Origin of the sequence: Paenibacillus lentus, from assembly GCF_042714055.1 — a bacterium.
GTDB classification, from domain to species: Bacteria; Bacillota; Bacilli; order Paenibacillales; family Paenibacillaceae; genus Fontibacillus; species Fontibacillus lentus_A.
Genome location: NZ_JBHGVC010000009.1, coordinates 26882 through 42497 on the forward strand (window position 1 = coordinate 26882; position 15616 = coordinate 42497).

The 15616-nt window shown below is 47.1% G+C and carries 16 protein-coding genes; 5 read left to right on the forward strand and 11 right to left on the reverse strand.

Annotated features, from left to right (window positions below; genetic code table 11):
• The first annotated feature begins 440 nt into the window (after positions 1–440).
• The 4 genes from ACE3MQ_RS19025 (at position 441) to ACE3MQ_RS19045 (ending at position 3044) form a co-directional block, all read left to right on the forward strand.
• The gene (locus tag ACE3MQ_RS19025; protein ID WP_379395551.1) at positions 441–863 is read left to right on the forward strand and encodes an RNA polymerase sigma factor; all 423 of its coding nucleotides are present in this window, start codon (positions 441–443) and stop codon (positions 861–863) included.
• Positions 860–1090 (forward strand): helix-turn-helix domain-containing protein, encoded by a 231-nt coding sequence (locus ACE3MQ_RS19030; RefSeq protein ID WP_000857133.1) that lies wholly within the window; start codon positions 860–862, stop codon positions 1088–1090. Before ACE3MQ_RS19025 ends, ACE3MQ_RS19030 begins: the two co-directional genes overlap by 4 nt.
• A gap of 451 nt (positions 1091–1541) precedes the next feature.
• Positions 1542–1745 (forward strand): excisionase, encoded by a 204-nt coding sequence (locus ACE3MQ_RS19040; RefSeq protein WP_231310105.1) that lies wholly within the window; start codon positions 1542–1544, stop codon positions 1743–1745.
• A gap of 81 nt (positions 1746–1826) precedes the next feature.
• Positions 1827–3044 carry a tyrosine-type recombinase/integrase gene (locus ACE3MQ_RS19045; RefSeq protein WP_379395554.1) on the forward strand — a complete coding sequence of 406 codons (1218 nt, stop codon included), beginning with the start codon at positions 1827–1829 and terminating at the stop codon, positions 3042–3044.
• Between the two features lie 206 nt (positions 3045–3250).
• On the opposite strand, the gene ACE3MQ_RS19050 is transcribed toward ACE3MQ_RS19045, so the two are convergent.
• The 3 genes from ACE3MQ_RS19050 to ACE3MQ_RS19060 form a co-directional block, all read right to left on the reverse strand.
• Complete coding sequence (locus tag ACE3MQ_RS19050) at positions 3251–4168, reverse strand: helix-turn-helix transcriptional regulator (protein WP_379395556.1); 918 nt, start codon at positions 4166–4168, stop codon at positions 3251–3253.
• Between the two features lie 250 nt (positions 4169–4418).
• Positions 4419–4976 carry a glutathione peroxidase gene (locus ACE3MQ_RS19055; protein WP_379395558.1) on the reverse strand — a complete coding sequence of 186 codons (558 nt, stop codon included), beginning with the start codon at positions 4974–4976 and terminating at the stop codon, positions 4419–4421.
• Between the two features lie 302 nt (positions 4977–5278).
• The gene (locus ACE3MQ_RS19060; RefSeq protein WP_379395560.1) at positions 5279–6079 is read right to left on the reverse strand and encodes a helix-turn-helix domain-containing protein; all 801 of its coding nucleotides are present in this window, start codon (positions 6077–6079) and stop codon (positions 5279–5281) included.
• Positions 6080–6187: 108 nt separating this feature from the next.
• On the opposite strand from ACE3MQ_RS19060, the gene ACE3MQ_RS19065 reads away from it, so the two are divergent.
• A complete protein-coding gene (locus tag ACE3MQ_RS19065) occupies positions 6188–6643 on the forward strand; it encodes an SRPBCC domain-containing protein (RefSeq protein ID WP_379395562.1) in 456 nt (151 codons plus the stop codon).
• 206 nt (positions 6644–6849) lie between these two features.
• Here the strand turns inward: ACE3MQ_RS19065 and ACE3MQ_RS19070 are convergent, their stop codons facing one another.
• From ACE3MQ_RS19070 to dhaL, 8 genes are all read right to left on the reverse strand, one after another.
• Complete coding sequence (locus tag ACE3MQ_RS19070; protein ID WP_379395564.1) at positions 6850–7941, reverse strand: carbohydrate ABC transporter permease; 1092 nt, start codon at positions 7939–7941, stop codon at positions 6850–6852.
• Positions 7941–9032 (reverse strand): carbohydrate ABC transporter permease, encoded by a 1092-nt coding sequence (locus ACE3MQ_RS19075; protein WP_379395567.1) that lies wholly within the window; start codon positions 9030–9032, stop codon positions 7941–7943. Before ACE3MQ_RS19075 ends, ACE3MQ_RS19070 begins: the two co-directional genes overlap by 1 nt.
• Before the next feature lie 272 nt (positions 9033–9304).
• Positions 9305–10711: an ABC transporter substrate-binding protein gene (locus ACE3MQ_RS19080; protein ID WP_379395569.1), complete on the reverse strand. Its 1407-nt coding sequence runs from the start codon at positions 10709–10711 to the stop codon at positions 9305–9307.
• Between the two features lie 322 nt (positions 10712–11033).
• Positions 11034–12401, reverse strand: a complete 1368-nt coding sequence (locus ACE3MQ_RS19085; protein WP_379395571.1) for a GH1 family beta-glucosidase — start codon at positions 12399–12401, stop codon at positions 11034–11036.
• 322 nt (positions 12402–12723) lie between these two features.
• Positions 12724–13287: a 6-phospho-3-hexuloisomerase gene (gene hxlB, locus ACE3MQ_RS19090; protein WP_379395573.1), complete on the reverse strand. Its 564-nt coding sequence runs from the start codon at positions 13285–13287 to the stop codon at positions 12724–12726.
• Between the two features lie 15 nt (positions 13288–13302).
• Positions 13303–13938 (reverse strand): 3-hexulose-6-phosphate synthase, encoded by a 636-nt coding sequence (gene hxlA, locus ACE3MQ_RS19095; protein ID WP_379395575.1) that lies wholly within the window; start codon positions 13936–13938, stop codon positions 13303–13305.
• 29 nt (positions 13939–13967) lie between these two features.
• Positions 13968–14960: a dihydroxyacetone kinase subunit DhaK gene (locus tag ACE3MQ_RS19100; protein WP_379395577.1), complete on the reverse strand. Its 993-nt coding sequence runs from the start codon at positions 14958–14960 to the stop codon at positions 13968–13970.
• An 11-nt stretch (positions 14961–14971) separates the two neighbouring features.
• Positions 14972–15616 carry a dihydroxyacetone kinase subunit DhaL gene (dhaL, locus tag ACE3MQ_RS19105; RefSeq protein WP_379395579.1) on the reverse strand — a complete coding sequence of 215 codons (645 nt, stop codon included), beginning with the start codon at positions 15614–15616 and terminating at the stop codon, positions 14972–14974.

Sequence of the window (15616 nt, forward strand, 5' to 3'; positions counted from 1 at the left end):
TATATGGTTTATGGATTCATATTTAATAAAAAGCACTACTAAACGCCAATAAAAAAAACCGTTATATGGTAGTGCTATTTACGCTGTCAAAATATTGTATATTACTTCCAAATGGCGGTTCATTGGAGGTTAGAGTCGCCATGAAGTATATCACATACAATCAACTTCCCTATATTGGATATTTATCAAAAAAAGTCGTCTATCTGCAATAGATAAGTACGTCCACCAATGTGGTTTTATAGAATACATAGTTAGAAAAATAGAAGCATGTAAACAGAAGAATCCATCTGTTTATGTGCTTTTTTTGTTATTCAAAGTATTTTTTCAACCTATTTTAATCAATAATGCAACAAATCCCCCTTTCACATTGGGACTAAGAGTGAAAGGAGATAAAAGAGCAAGGCTCACTTCCTTTCCTAGACAGAAAGGGGGTGAGAAACATGAAACCATCTTCTTTTCAGACCACAATAGAAAATCAGTTTGATTATATCTGTAAACGTGCTGTGGAAGACGAACGAAAGAATTATCTGCTTTATCTTTCAAGGCTTGCAAAGCGTGAGGTGTCCTTTTCGGATATAGGCGATTATCTCGTCAATCAGTTTGCGACAACAGATAACTATTCAACTGACTTTCAGATTTTTACACTCAATGGGTTATCAGTAGGCGTTGAAAATGATTTGTTGAGTGAAGCATTACGTGAGTTGCCAGACAAGAAACGTGAAATTCTACTGCTGTTTTACTTTATGAACATGAGCGATTCAGAAATTGCAAACCTGCTGAAATTGAACCGTTCTACTGTCTATCGGCATAGAACCAGCGGACTAGCCTTAATCAAAAAGTTTATGGAGGAATTTGAAGAATGAAAACACAATATCCTATGATTCCCTTTCCTCTCATTGTCAAGGCAACAGATGGCGATACAGAAGCGATTAACCAGATTTTACATCATTACAGAGGGTACATTACAAAACGTTCCCTACGACTTATGAAAGATGAATATGGCAATCAAAGTATGGTCGTTGATGAAGTCTTACGTGGAAGAATGGAAACCAGACTGATTACAAAGATTCTGTCATTTGAAATTAAGTAATATCCTCTCTCCTTTCGTGGAAGCGTGTTGATACGTTCCACGCTTCCCGAACAGGGAGGTTTGTTATTCCATCAAAGCATATTGTTCTTTCAATGTGTTTTGATAGGCTAACGAGCCATTGTTCTTTGAAAACTGAATAATAGCAATCGAATACGTTTCGATAAGAAAAGAGCCAACGAGCTAACACGCCATGACCTATGAAGATAGCGAGCGATTCATGTTAGTGATCCGAGAGCAATCTTTAGCAGGATTGCCAGCCACAACGTTCTTATCGTGATAATGATACTCCCATACAGTCAATAGTCCGAGCGTTAAAAGCGTCGCAGGCAATGAGTATGGCTACATGAGAACCATGCAGGGGTGGAACTCCCGTGAGCTTTGCTAAAGCTGTTCGATTGCTTGTAAAATAACTTTTATGAAATCCAATAAGTGATTTGGAAAGGAGGATTTTATGAAGCAAACTGACATTCCTATTTGGGAGCGTTATACCCTAACCATTGAAGAAGCGTCAAAGTATTTTCGTATTGGCGAAAACAAACTGCGTCGTTTGGTAGAAGAAAATAAAAATGCAAACTGGCTGATTATGAATGGCAATCGTATTCAGATTAAACGAAAACAATTTGAAAAAATTATTGATACATTGGACGCAATCTAGCGTCGCCAAAGGGTCTTGTATATGGTAAAATAGTATTAAGTCGTATCAAGGCTCTTTCCATAAAGGAAAGGAGCAAATGCCATGTCAAAAAAAAGACGTGACAATAAAGGTCGAATTTTAAAGACTGGAGAGAGCCAACGAAAAGACGGAAGATACTTATACAAATATACAGATTCATTTGGAGAACCGCAATTTGTTTACTCGTGGAAACTTGTGGCTACAGACAGAGTACCAGCAGGAAAGCGTGATTGTATCTCACTTAGAGAGAAAATCGCAGAGTTACAGAAAGACATTCATGATGGTATTGATGTTGTAGGAAGGAAAATGACACTCTGCCAGCTTTACGCAAAACAGAACGCTCAAAGACCAAAGGTTAGAAAAAATACTGAAACTGGACGAAAATATCTTATGGATATTTTGAAGAAAGACAAGTTAGGTGTAAGAAGCATTGACAGTATAAAACCATCAGACGCTAAAGAATGGGCGATTAGAATGAGTGAAAATGGTTATGCTTATCAAACCATCAATAACTATAAACGTTCCTTAAAGGCTTCATTCTATATTGCGATACAAGATGATTGTGTTCGGAAGAATCCCTTTGATTTTCAACTGAATGCAGTTCTTGATGATGATACTGCTCCTAAAATTGTACTAACAGAAGAACAGGAAGAAAAACTGTTAGCCTTTGCGAAAGCTGATAAGACCTACAGCAAAAACTATGATGAAATCCTGATACTCTTAAAAACAGGTCTTCGTATTTCAGAGTTTGGTGGTTTGACACTTCCAGATTTAGATTTTGAGAATTGTCTTGTCAATATAGACCATCAGCTATTGAGAGATACTGAAATCGGGTACTACATTGAAACACCAAAGACCAAAAGTGGCGAGCGTCAAGTTCCAATGGTTGAAGAAGCCTATCAAGCATTTAAGCGAGTGTTAGCAAATCGTAAAAATGGTAAGCGTGTTGAGATTGATGGATATAGTGATTTCCTCTTTCTTAATGGTAAGGACTATCCTAAAACATCAAGTGATTATTATTCTATGATGAAAGGTCTTGTTAAGAAATACAACAAGTATAACGAGGACAAGTTACCACACATCACGCCACATAGTTTGCGACATACATTCTGTACAAACTATGCCAATGCAGGAATGAACCCGAAAGCATTACAGTACATTATGGGGCACGCAAATATAACCATGACGCTGAACTATTACGCACATGCGACCTGTGATTCCGCAATGGCAGAGATGAAACGCTTGGAAAAAGAGAAGCAACAGGAGTGTCTTGTTGCTTAGTGGTACAAATGAATTTACTACTTATTTACCACTTCTGACAGCTAAAACATGAGGAAATATCCAAAGAAACGTGAAGTATCTTCCTACAATAAAAATGCTCGAAAGCACATAGAATAAGGCTTTGCGAGCATTCAAGAATATTTAAAAAGATAATTAGAAATTTATACTTTCTTTGTTACTAAAAAAAGATATATGACAACAGTCTGTCATACATCTTCATAAAGTTTGAGCGCATTTTGAAGCTGTTCTTTTAAAATTCCTCGCAGTGCAGAAGGCTCGAGGACTTCGGCGCCACTGCCAAAGCCAAGCAGAATTGTCCAAAGCCATCGTGCTTCCAATGGTTGATAAACAGGAATTCGCATCGTCATGCTCCCATCGGCATGAAATTGCCTATCAACCTGGTGAAACTGATCAAGCGCTTCCGCCAAAGCCTCGGATCCAACTCGGATCACTACATCTTCCACCTGATCTTGCCATCCCCTGTTTGAAGAAGCAGTCTCTTTCGGCACCTCGCGATGCGTCTGAAAGGTTTCTTGTATCAGGATTACATTCATCATCCGGGAAAGTCGGAACTCTCGATAATCCTGCCGTGTTAGGCAGTAACCATATATGTACCAATTGCCATATTTAAAATGAAGCCTTATCGGTTCCATATCACGGGTTGTGCGTTCATTCTTTCCATTAATGTAATCGAAACGGACAATATTTCGCTCCGTAATGGCCTTACGCAAATGGGGAAGCGCCTCAGGATCTGTACGGCGGGTTTCTAAATCCACTGCTAGACTCGGAGTCTGATGCTCCGTTCCAATCGTTTTCAGTCGTTCAATGGTTCCTTTCGCACGCTCGTCTTCAAACACGGTGGAGAGGCTGTGGAGCACAGTGATTAGGGAATCGACATCGTACGAACCAAGCAAACTTTTATCCATTTTGTATCCGTCCATGATGCCATATCCGCCTTTAGTTCCCTGATACGATATGACCGGGATCCCTGCAGCGCAGATCGCATCGATATCCCGGTAGATGGTTCTTTGGGAAACTTGAAACTCTTCGGCCAGCATGGAGGCAGACAAAACTTCGTGATTCAGCAGCTTGTAGATTATGGAGATCAATCGCTCCAATTTCATGTGTATCCCCGCCCGTTAGTCCATTTCGCATTGCAGCTCATTATTATATCACAGATTTTTCCTTGCTAGTCTGGGGATTGGTCTGCTTGTTGTGTCGCAGGCAGATGAATATGTGTTGCCAAGCGGAGGAACTCGCAGTAGAAAGCCATCCTTCTAGCCCGATTAGACCCCAACCTGTCTTGGCAAACGCTGGCCAACTGGATGATGCACGCAACCGGGATGTATTCTAACTTAGGCTTGAAGACACGCTTTAGGCTAATTGCAATAATTCCTGAATGCTGGATTTTATTAGATCGATAGAATCCGTAGGCTCAAATCGACGCACGACGCGGCCTTGCTGATCAACGAGAAATTTGGTGAAGTTCCATTTGACCGCATCGCCAACCAGCCATTCCGGCGCTTTGTCGGCGACCATCATTTTCAAGAGCTTGGCGTTAATATCACTTTCATCAAAGCCCTGAAACGGAGCCGCCTTCTTTAAATAATCAAACAATGGATGTGCTTGCTCCCCGTTCACTTCTACTTTCGCAAAAATCGGGAATTTCACGCCATAATTAACTTGGCAGAAGGACTCGGCTTCTTCATTCGTACCCGGCTCCTGCTCCGCAAATTGGTTGCAGGGAAAGCCGATCACTTCGAGACCCGCGGCGTGAAATTGCTCATAAAGCTTCTGCATATCGTCGAACTGAGGCGTAAATTTACATTTACTAGCCGTATTCACCATCAGAACCGGTCTGCCCTCAAATTCATATAAAGGAAATCGCTCGCCATTCGTTTTAAGCACGTTAAAGTCATAGATTGTCAGCATGGATTTCTAGTCACCTCAGAAGTATGTAATAATTTTCACCATATAATAGTTTCAAGAGAAATGCAATAAAACCGTCCAGGATGAGCGGTAGATATTAGACATCATCCCTCTAGCCGAATCAAAATACCGTGCCAAGACTCAATATAAGCATTATCGTTGCAGTTGTCTTTTCAGAACATGCTGGATTTACACTCGGTATGCATTTAACTGCTCTCGATATTCGTTGATGGCGTGTTGGGTTCCAGGTTAGAGTGATGCAGCAGTCCTGTACCTTGATATGCGGCTTAAGCCAGCATTGAAACTCATGATCGCCTAGACAATTTTGCATAAGCCTTCGGCGATTTACCGATCACTGCCTTGAAGTCTTTGCTAAAATGAGCCTGATCGAAATATCCGAGTTCCAAGGACAATTCGGTGATATCCTCTCCTTTCTCGATTGATTCGCAAGCTTCGTGCATACGGTATCGATTAATCACCCATTTTGGACTGACACCAATGTATTGTTTGAACATGCGCTGTAAGGTGCGTGGGGTCATATTATATTCTCTCACAAGATCATCGACTCTCGTGATGCAGCGATCTTCGATAATTCGATCAATCATCTTGTTCAATAAGTCCACGTTTGGATCGGGTTGGGGCAGGTTACGAGTTAATAACGCTTCCAGACACGCAAGCTTCTGAACTATTCCCCCTTGTGAAAAAATCTCTTTTTCAGCCCATCTCGCATCAAAAGGAAAGAAATCGGATATGCTTGCTGTTCGATCAATAAAGTCAGTCATAGGCAGCCCGCCATAACAATGAAAAGCGCCAGGCCGAAACAATACTCCAATAATTTGCCCTTCCCCTTCTAGCAGGTATGTCGATTTTTTGCTTTCAATACCATGAATATGGGAATGCCCCCGTTGAAATATGATATTGACCCCAGGGTGCTGCAGAACTTCTTGCCGATGCGGAAACTCGCCATTCAAATTCCATTCGACAATCCAGTAATGCCGGATAAGAAAACGCAAGTGTTCAGAGGGTAAGTGACGCGATATGGTAAAATTCTTTTTTGCCTCTTCCAATCGGAGAATCCCTTTATTCAATTGATTCAAATCACTCATCGTGGTCACCCCTCCAGAAAGTGGTCGCATTTTTACAAGAAACCTCGAGATAGAATCATTATATTATAACTAGAGTTTTGTATTAACAATAATTAGGAGGAATGAAGAATGAAATTGGAATACACGTTCTATATCGGGGCTAGTCCTGAACAAGTCTGGGATGTACTCATCGATTCACAAAAATCATTCCATGCTTTTATGGGAGGAGTCATCCGATCAAGTATGCAGGTGGGGGATCCAATAGAGTTTGTCGGCCCTGGGGCAGATGGAGAGCAAACCGTACATATCTACGGTCGGTTGTTAGCTTTCGAGAAGCACAAACTGTTGAGTTACACCGATCACCCGGGACCCACACATCACGATAGACACACGGAACTGGAAAGTACAGTGACCATAAGGCTAGACAAAGTTGGAGGCTGTACCCGATTTCACCTCGTAAACGATCAATGGACAGACAATAATCCGCAATTCGAGAAAGCGGATCCCCTCTGGTGGATGATCCTTAGTAATATTAAAACAATTGCAGAAACCGGTAAGCCGCTTGATTTCGGTTATGGAGTGTAAGTCTGCGGGTTGTCAATAGTTTCAACCTCATGAAGAGGCTTCTTGCTCTCATGTATTCATTCTCGACTTGGCGGTGCCCGATCAGAACCCCACTCCTGATAAGGATACAGCGCCTTTGGATGCACATATGGTTTCATTTTCATCTCTACCCGGCCCCTCCAATTGTGTAATCGTTCTCTTGTTGCTTGTTGTTACAGTGCTTATATTTAGCCCTTGACCGATCCGCCCATAAGCCCTTTGACGAAATATTTCTGCAAGAGGAAGAAAATCGTCAGCGGCATCAGCATCGAAATAAATGCGGCTGAGGTCAGCAAATGCCAGTCGTTGCCTCTAGAGCCGACAAGGTCGGCGATCTTCATGGACATGACCTGTACGTCAGGTTGGTTGCCGATAAAGACCAAGGATACAAGGTAGTCGTTCCACACCCAGAGGAACTGGAAAATCGCGATCGATGCCAAGGCCGGCACGGACAACGGTAGAATCAATCTGCTGAAAATCGTAAAATGGCTCGCGCCGTCCATAAATGCCGACTCGAACAGGTCTTTGGGCAGCTGGCTGATAAAGTTATACATGAAGTACGTCACCAGCGGCAGACCGAACGCGGTATGCGCCAGCCAGATGCCCAAATAGCTGCCGTTCAGGCCAAGCGCTGTGTAATCCTTCAGGATCGGGATAAGCGCGACCTGAAGCGGAATGACGAGCATGGCGATAATGACGACGAATAATGTTTTGCGGCCCGGAAAGCGCAGCCAAGCAAAGGCATAGGCCGCGAACGAGGCAATTAGTACCGGAATAATGGTCGCCGGCACGGCTATCGTCAGCGTGTTCCAGAAGGCCTGGGACAGGCCGGTGCCTTTTTGCACCGTTTCGCTGCCGTCCGTGAGCTTCAGCTTATATTCCTTACCTGACAGAACATTCTTATAGTTGTCCAGCGTCAAATCGGGTGTAATCTCCCAGCCGCGCTCCTGTACATTGATCGTGCGGGCTCTGCGGTTTTCCCAAATGAGACGGTGATCGTTTACGGCAACGCCGGCCTTCAACTGGTCGTCGCTATAGGTTTTGCCGCTCACCTCGATCGGCTCGCGCAGATCAACCTCTTTGGACAACTGCAGCGTCTCCCCTGCCTTCCATTCCTGATGGGGGAACACCTTCCACCAGCCGGTCTGTAAAATATCCGGCGCAGGCCGGAACGAGGAGATGAACAAACCCAGTGTCGGAAGCAGCCAGATGAAGCAAATGAAGCCGAGCACGATATTGACGACGGCCTTACTTCCCCTTTTCTTTTTATGGCCGACCATTAGAATCCCCCCTGCCTGCGGAACTGACGCAAATTGATAATGATGACAGGCAAGACCGCGATCAGCAGCACAATGGCCAGCGTGGAGCCGTAACCGAAGTTGCGGTACATGAAAAACTGCCGGTAGAATTGCGTCGCAACCACCTCTGTATCGTATTGACCTCCCGTCATGACCATGACGACGTCAAATATTTTCAAAGTGAACACAATAACCGTCGTAGTAACCGTCAAAATCGTAGTAGAGATATAAGGAATCATAATGCCAAAAAAAATCTTCGCCTCGCCCGCGCCGTCAACGCGCGCCGCCTCCAGAATATCCTCGGGGACGCCCTTGATCGCTGCAGAGAAAATGACCATCGCAAACCCCGTCTGCATCCAAATCAGGATCATAATCAGGAAAAAGTTATTCCACGGCTGAAGCATACTTGTCCAAGCCTGCGGCTCACCGCCAAAAAAAGTCACCATCGCATTCAAAATCCCAATTTGCTCGTCACCAGGCTGATAATAGTAGACAAATTTCCAAATGACGCCGGCGGCAACGAAAGAAATCGCCATCGGCATGAAGATGATCGATTTGGCGATCCTCTCATAGCTGCTGCGGTCAGCCAGAATCGCAATGAGCAAACCCAAGCTTACGCAGGCCAGCGTTCCGACGAACACCCACAGCAGGTTGTTGCGAAGTGCCGTCGCCATGAGACGGTCGCTGAATATAGCTGCATAGTTGGCAAGACCGACAAATTTGTCCGAAGAGGCATTGAAGAAGCTCAGGTAAAGCGTCCGCAATGCGGGCAGTACAAGCAGCCAGCCTAGAATGAGCGCTGCCGGGCCGATGAAGATGAAGGGCAGCACTTTTTTGCGGATATGCTCGGGATACTGCTCTGCCGCCCAGTTAAACGTATAGTAAATGAGATAAACACCGACGACTCCCCATAGTACGGCAAACACGGCCGTCACTAGCGGATGGAGCGTGGAATCCCTGAAGAACATGAATATGGAACCATGTGCAGCAATGTTAGCCAATAGTACTAGTAAGGATAAGAGCACGGCTTTTATGCGAATGCTTGATTTTGCTTGTGTATTTTGTGCATTCATAATAGCTCCTCCTATAAGTTTTGCGTGGCAAAACTAACTTCGTAAGCATACGCTTGTTTTGCGAAGCAAAACTAACTTCGTAAGCATACGCTGTTTTGCGGAGCAAAACTATCTTCGTAAGCATGACACCCTTGAACGGCTTCGTGATCAAAAGTGGATTAGACAAGAAAAGAGGAGCAGCATGCTATCGTACCTCAGTGCTCCTCTTTCAGGTTAAGCCGCGTTAGTTAGAGATGATTGCCGATCCAGCCGATCGTTCAGACGTTCATACATCAGTTGTCCCAGCCGGACTGTATTTGTTTCAACGCTTCGTCCAGCGTTGCTGTACCGCTCACGTAGTCGGTCATGCCCTTCCAGAACGTACCTGCGCCGACCTTGCCAGGCATCAGGTCAGAGCCGTCAAAGCGAAGAGTGGAAGCGTCCTGTACGAGCTTCGCCATGCGGCGATCGGATTCGGAGCTGTACCAATCCAAAGAGGCGTCATTCATAGGTGCGATCACACCGCCGGATTGAACCCAGGTCTTGATGGATTCACCTGTCGTAAAGAATTCCATTACCGCACGGACTTCCGGACGGTCATTGAACATCGCATAAATGTCGCCTGCTACGAGCACCGGTTTGCCGTATTGCGGGTCGATGGATGGCAGATAGAACCAGTCATAATCTTCATCCACTTTTGCCGTTTCGGGGAAAAAGCTTGTTATAAAGTTGCCTTGGCGGTGGAACCAGGCTTTTGGCGGATCGGTAAACATCGGTGCCGGAGCGTCACCGAAGGCTGTAGTAACGATCGATTTCGTGCCGCCGTATACATAGTCTTTGTTCAACCAGATATCAGACATTTTCTCCACCGCGTGCTTCACTTCTGGAGAAGTAAACGGCAGCTCGCCCGACACCCATTTATCGTAATTTTCCGGGGTCGTGGTGCGAAGCATAATATCTTCCACCCAGTCCGTAGCCGTCCAGCCTGTTGCTGCACCGCTCTCGATGCCGATGGACCATGCAGGGTCGCCATCTTTCGCGATTTGCTCGGTCAATGCCATCAATTCATCCCATGTTTCAGGAATTTCATATCCAGCCGCTTCAAACTGTTTCTTCGGATACCATACGAGGCTCTTCACGTTGCTTCGGTTCCAGATCCCGGCTAAGATACTGCCGTCCTTACCGTCCATCGTCCCCATATCAAGCCAGCTTTGGTTATAGTTCTCTTTCAATTTGTCCGGATCAAGAATGTTGGTCAAGTCAATGACTTTGCCCGTTTGTGCAATAGAGGCCAGCAGTCCTGGCTGCGGGAAGTCAGCAATATCCGGAGCGTTGCCACCATCAACACGGATGTTGATCGTCGCTTCAAATTCCTTCGAGCCTTCATATTGAATATCGATACCGGTCTTCTCCTCAAATTCTTTAATGCTATTCTCGAATTTCACTTGATCCGCATCAACGAACGGCCCGAACATCGTTACTTTTGTCCCTTTATATTCGCCTTTCAGCGCAAGCTCTAGAGGTGACTGGGCAGTTGTACTGCCTTCGTCTGCCGTTCCCTGGTTGTTGTTCTCAGTCTGATTATTCGCTGGCGGCTCATTCTTCGCCGCGTTCCCTCCTCCACAGGCACTGAGCACCATCGTGAATGAAAGCAACAGTACGAGAAGCAATAACCATTTACGTCCTACAGCGTTCTTCATCGTATGAACATCCCCTTTTAGTTTTATGAATCCTGCGCTCTATCAAGGTCTTGCTAGCATCCTTTCTTAGCTTGTGACTTGCCCGCTATCGGATCGTCTTTTCCAGAGTCGCCCCCCTTGAAGAGCTCCAAGATTCGTTCTACTAGCTAAATATATTATGATGTACAAGTATGTATACGTTTACATTTTGCCGATTAACCATTGAATTTTTACGTTCCTCAGCTATTTGAAAAACCGTTAAGAATCGAAAGTGTAGATGGACATGACAAGTAACTTTTAAAGGACTATAAAGAAAAAAAGCACCGCTAGGTGCTTCTAATGGTCAACGGACATGTATGTTTAAATTTTCGCCATTGCTCTCAATGACGTTGCGATACCAATGGCCGGATTCCTTGACCGTGCGCGTGCCGTCCCGGTAATCGACATGTACCAGGCCAAACCGTTCATTATAGCCTTCCGCCCACTCGAAATTATCCATGAATGACCAGCAGAAATAGCCTCGCACATCGACACCATCAGCCGCTGCTCTGCGGTATTCCTGCAAATAGCGGTGAAGGAAATCGATCCGTTGGGTATCGTGGACTTTGCCGTCCAAGCTAACCCAGTCCATACTCGACAGACCGTTCTCGGTGATGACAATCGGTACGCCGTATCTTTCATGGAAGAACTTCGGGCCCCAATACAGCGATTCCGGCGTAACCGTCCAACGCATCATGGTCTGTGGATGCCCTTGTTCATTGCCGATCGCTTCCGGCTTGCTGCTTGCTCCGGCCACGATGGGAGTGCCGTGATAAATATTGAGACCGAGAAAATCGAGCGGCTGGCAAATCGTCTCCATGTCGCCCGGCTTAATGTCCGGCAGCCAAGGCTCGAACAGAGCCAGTCCATCCTCCGGATAACGTCCGAAAAACACAGGATCGATATACCATGTGTTCATCCAAAAGGTCGGCTCGGTAATGCTGAACGTATGCTTTCTCGCGGCTTCAATGTTCTCCGAGCCCGGTGCTGCCGGGAAGGAGGTAATGCCTACCGGCGCATAGCCGACCTGGCAAGGCTGCTTGGAGTACTGACGCAGTGCCTGCACGGCCTTGCCGTGTGCGAGTAAAGAATTATGGGTCACCTGCAGCAATTCGGCCGGTCCAAGCTTCAGGCCCGGGGCATGAGTGCCGCTGCTGTGGCCCAGCCCGATATAGCATTGTGGTTCATTCTGCGTGAACCAATGCTTCACCCGGTCGGATAACCGCTCGGCTACGACACGGGTATATTCCGCGAACCAGTCTGAGCTGTCCGGATTCAGCCAGCCGCCGCGCTTGAACAGCTCATGGGGATAATCCCAGTGGAACAAGGTGATATAAGGTTCAATCCCATTTTCCAGCAGTTCGTCGATCAGGCGATCATAGAAGTCAAGCCCCTTCTCGTTAATCCGGCCCATCCCCTCGGGCAGCACTCGCGGCCAAGATAGCGACAGGCGGTAAGCCTGTAGCCCAATTTGCTTCATCAATTGCACGTCTTCTTCATAACGGTAATAATGATTGCAGGCGATATCCCCCGTGTGACCATCCTTGACGAACCCGGGGATTCGGGAGCACATATCCCAGACGGACAGTCCTTTTCCATCTACTCGCGCTGCTCCTTCAATTTGATAAGCTGCCGTGGCCGCGCCCCAGACAAAATCTTTTGGAAAGCTCATTGTGATCTCCTTATAATTTATATTTGTTATATCCAATTATAATAAATGTGATAACAATTTTTAAGTGGAACTGCCAAAATTTAATTATGAGGAAGATCAATCAGCTCTTGATATGCCGTTCATTTTCCAAAAGATCCATTGACATAAAAGAGTCATCCCCCGCCCCACTCGATAGTTACATTAAAGCACAGGTGGCTATGCCCGTGAAACAAAACCAAACATATTTCAAAATAAAAACCGCCAGGGAAATTACCCCTGACGGTGTGTATGCACGCTTTCTTATTCTCATTCGTTCCAAAGTTCGAAAGTGAGTCTCGTTTGCCTACTCCATATTGGCATGCCGGGCAAACATATCGGCGTCGGTCTGTCCGGTCTCTCGCTTCAAATCAATGATGATGCTGTCATAAATCAACCAGCTCAGCTGTTCAAAGGAAGAGCCCTTTGTCTGGATGGATTTCGCTTTATCCCCTTCTTCCTCCACCTTGGAGGTAATGCCGGGAATTTTAATGCAGGCCGAAGCCATTGAACCGATCGTATTCGAAGGAAAAATCGTCAGCGTAGCCAGCTTCGCGCCCTGTTCGACAGCCTTTTGCGCCATCGCCTTCAAGCTGGCGGTTTCGCCGGAGCCGGAGCCGATAATCAGCAGATCGCCCTGCTGAATGGACGGTGTCGTAGGTTCTCCGACAAAATACGAGCTATAGCCCAAATGCATCAGGCGATTGGCGAATCCTCTGGCCGCGAATCCAGAACGGCCGGCCCCCGCCACGAACACCCGCTTGGCTTCAGTAATCAATTCCTTCACCGCGTCGACCTCTTCGCCATCCACCCGCTTCGCATCCTCTGAAAGCTCTTCCAATATCGCCAGCAAATTATTGCAAGGTTTCATGATCGCTCTCCTCCTTTAAGCTCTCCGTTCCATCGCTTCCTTAATCAATCGGGCTTCCTTGACCGGATCCTCCGCATGGGTAATCCCGGTGCCTACAATAATGATATCGGGCTCCAGCGCAACGTATTGATCGATCGTGCGGCTATTAATGCCCCCGGCAACAGCGATTTTGGCCGACTTGGCATGCGCCTTCATCACCTTCAGATCATCAATCGGCTGTCTGCCGGCTGCCTGCTGGTCAGCCCCCGTATGAACGGCCAGCACATGGACGCCCAACTGCTCCAGCTCATGGATCTTGTCCGGCAAATCGTCCACGCATATCATATCGACAACCAATTGCTTGTCGAACTCGTTCGCGGCCTTCAGGCAGGCTTTGATCGTCAGTATATCGGTAACCCCAAGCGCTGTCACGTATTCGGCTCCAGCGTCAAAAGCAAGCTTCGATTCAAAAAAGCCACCATCCATAATTTTTTCATCAGACAAAATTTCCTTGTCCGGAAAGCGTTCCTTGAATCTTTTAACCGCATTCATGCCCTCGGCGATGACAAAGGGAGTTCCGATCTCGATAATATCGATATAGTCTTTGACCTTCTCAGCAAACTCCAACGCTTCCTCCAGCTTCAGCTCATCCAAAGCCAACTGCAGCTTCATCTTCCTGTCTCCTCTCCATAAATCAATATTTAAAAGGCAGGGCATTGCCCTGGGTAATCCAAAAGCTCCTTCAATTCCTCGTCCAGTCGTACAATCGTTAGCGACAAGCCGTTCATATCCAGGGAAGTCACAAAATTCCCAATCAACGTGCGGTCGATCCGATGGCCTTCCCCCGTCAGGATTTCCGCCACTTTGTCATATACTACATACAATTCCATCAGCGGGGTCGCGCCCAAACCGGACAGCATAACCGCCAGGTTCTCTGATTCGCTAAAACCAAAATCCTGCAGAATCGCGCCGGTCATTTCGGCTGCGATTTCATCCGCCGTCTTCAGCGGCTCCACCCGAATCCCCGGCTCACCATGGTGGCCGATCCCGAACTCCATCATTCCCTCATCAATGGAAAAGTTGGGAGAACCGACTGCCGGAATCGTGCAGGAGCTGAGTCCGACGCAGATGCTTCGGGTATGATCAACGGCTTTCTGCGCGGAAGCGATCACTTCATCCAAGGAGCCGCCCATCGCCGCCCTCGCGCCGCCGGCCTTCCACATGAACAGGCCGCCGGCAATGCCGTGGCGCTTCTCCCTAGTCTCGGGCGGAGAGGAAGCGATATCGTCTGTAGCCGTCACGTATTTAACGGTAATCCCTTCATCTTCGGCGAGCTGTACCGCCATTTTGACATTCATGTTGTCACCCGCGTAATTTCCGAACAGGCAGGCCACCCCTCTGCCGGAATCGGCTTCGACGATTGCATCCAAAAACGACTGGGCCGGCGGTGAAGCAAAAACTTCGCCGATGGCTGCCGCATCCACCAGTCCCTCGCCGACATAACCGAGGAAAGCCGGTTCATGGCCGCTGCCGCCGCCCGTCACGATGCCAACCTTGCCCTCTACCGGGGCCTGAATCGTCTTCACCACACGATCATTGCGCTCCGACAGCTGAATCGTATCCCCATGAGCTTTGACATACCCTTTCAGCATATCGTCTACGATGAAATCGGGGTTGTTTACAAAACGCTGCATTTAAACCCTCCTTAATCGGCTTTGACCAGCCGGATAGAAGCCTCGGCCAAGGCTTCCAGAATGATATAGCAGGAAGTCGCTCCGGCGTCCTGATGCCCAATTGCGCGTTCTCCGAGACGGCTGCCGCGGCCGACTTTGGCTGCCATCTCCTTGGTGGACTCGAGTCCCCGCTTCGCAGCATCAAGCATATGACTCAGGCAGACCTCCATATTTCCGCCTTCAGCGGCAGCTTCCTCATAAGCCTTCACCGCTGGGTTCAGCACATCGATCAAGGTTTTGTCACCCACCTGTGCGCTCGTCAACATGGCGATCCGACCGTAAGCCTTCTGCAGCATATTCAGCATGACCGTAGTATTTATGACGGATTCGTCTTTCGAGGCCACGGCCATCCCTCTGAAAAAGCTGCCGTACAAGGGTCCCATCGAGCCGCCGATTTTGCTGACCAGCACTTTGCTGATCGTCAACAAACCTTCGCTCATATCGGCATCGAGCTTGCCGAGCTCCTCGCCTGCCATGGAGAAGCCCTTGCTCATGTTAATTCCATGATCGCCGTCCCCCACTAAGGCATCGATGCGGCTCAAATAATCCCGGTTAGAGCAAACGGCTTCAATCATGGCTGTCACTACGGCGATGCCCGCCCGGTTCGTAAATTCCAT

Bases quoted from the DNA above. Each gene is read 5' to 3' on its own strand.
- ACE3MQ_RS19025 (WP_379395551.1), top strand. From the start codon at position 441: ATGAAACCATCTTCTTTTCAGACCACAATAGAAAATCAGTTTGATTAT.
- ACE3MQ_RS19030 (WP_000857133.1), top strand. From the start codon at position 860: ATGAAAACACAATATCCTATGATTCCCTTTCCTCTCATTGTCAAGGCA.
- ACE3MQ_RS19040 (WP_231310105.1), top strand. From the start codon at position 1,542: ATGAAGCAAACTGACATTCCTATTTGGGAGCGTTATACCCTAACCATT.
- ACE3MQ_RS19045 (WP_379395554.1), top strand. From the start codon at position 1,827: ATGTCAAAAAAAAGACGTGACAATAAAGGTCGAATTTTAAAGACTGGA.
- ACE3MQ_RS19050 (WP_379395556.1), bottom strand. From the start codon at position 4,168: ATGAAATTGGAGCGATTGATCTCCATAATCTACAAGCTGCTGAATCAC.
- ACE3MQ_RS19055 (WP_379395558.1), bottom strand. From the start codon at position 4,976: ATGCTGACAATCTATGACTTTAACGTGCTTAAAACGAATGGCGAGCGA.
- ACE3MQ_RS19060 (WP_379395560.1), bottom strand. From the start codon at position 6,079: ATGAGTGATTTGAATCAATTGAATAAAGGGATTCTCCGATTGGAAGAG.
- ACE3MQ_RS19065 (WP_379395562.1), top strand. From the start codon at position 6,188: ATGAAATTGGAATACACGTTCTATATCGGGGCTAGTCCTGAACAAGTC.
- ACE3MQ_RS19070 (WP_379395564.1), bottom strand. From the start codon at position 7,941: ATGGTCGGCCATAAAAAGAAAAGGGGAAGTAAGGCCGTCGTCAATATC.
- ACE3MQ_RS19075 (WP_379395567.1), bottom strand. From the start codon at position 9,032: ATGAATGCACAAAATACACAAGCAAAATCAAGCATTCGCATAAAAGCC.
- ACE3MQ_RS19080 (WP_379395569.1), bottom strand. From the start codon at position 10,711: ATGAAGAACGCTGTAGGACGTAAATGGTTATTGCTTCTCGTACTGTTG.
- ACE3MQ_RS19085 (WP_379395571.1), bottom strand. From the start codon at position 12,401: ATGAGCTTTCCAAAAGATTTTGTCTGGGGCGCGGCCACGGCAGCTTAT.
- hxlB (WP_379395573.1), bottom strand. From the start codon at position 13,287: ATGAAACCTTGCAATAATTTGCTGGCGATATTGGAAGAGCTTTCAGAG.
- hxlA (WP_379395575.1), bottom strand. From the start codon at position 13,938: ATGAAGCTGCAGTTGGCTTTGGATGAGCTGAAGCTGGAGGAAGCGTTG.
- ACE3MQ_RS19100 (WP_379395577.1), bottom strand. From the start codon at position 14,960: ATGCAGCGTTTTGTAAACAACCCCGATTTCATCGTAGACGATATGCTG.
- dhaL (WP_379395579.1), bottom strand. From the start codon at position 15,616: ATGGAATTTACGAACCGGGCGGGCATCGCCGTAGTGACAGCCATGATT.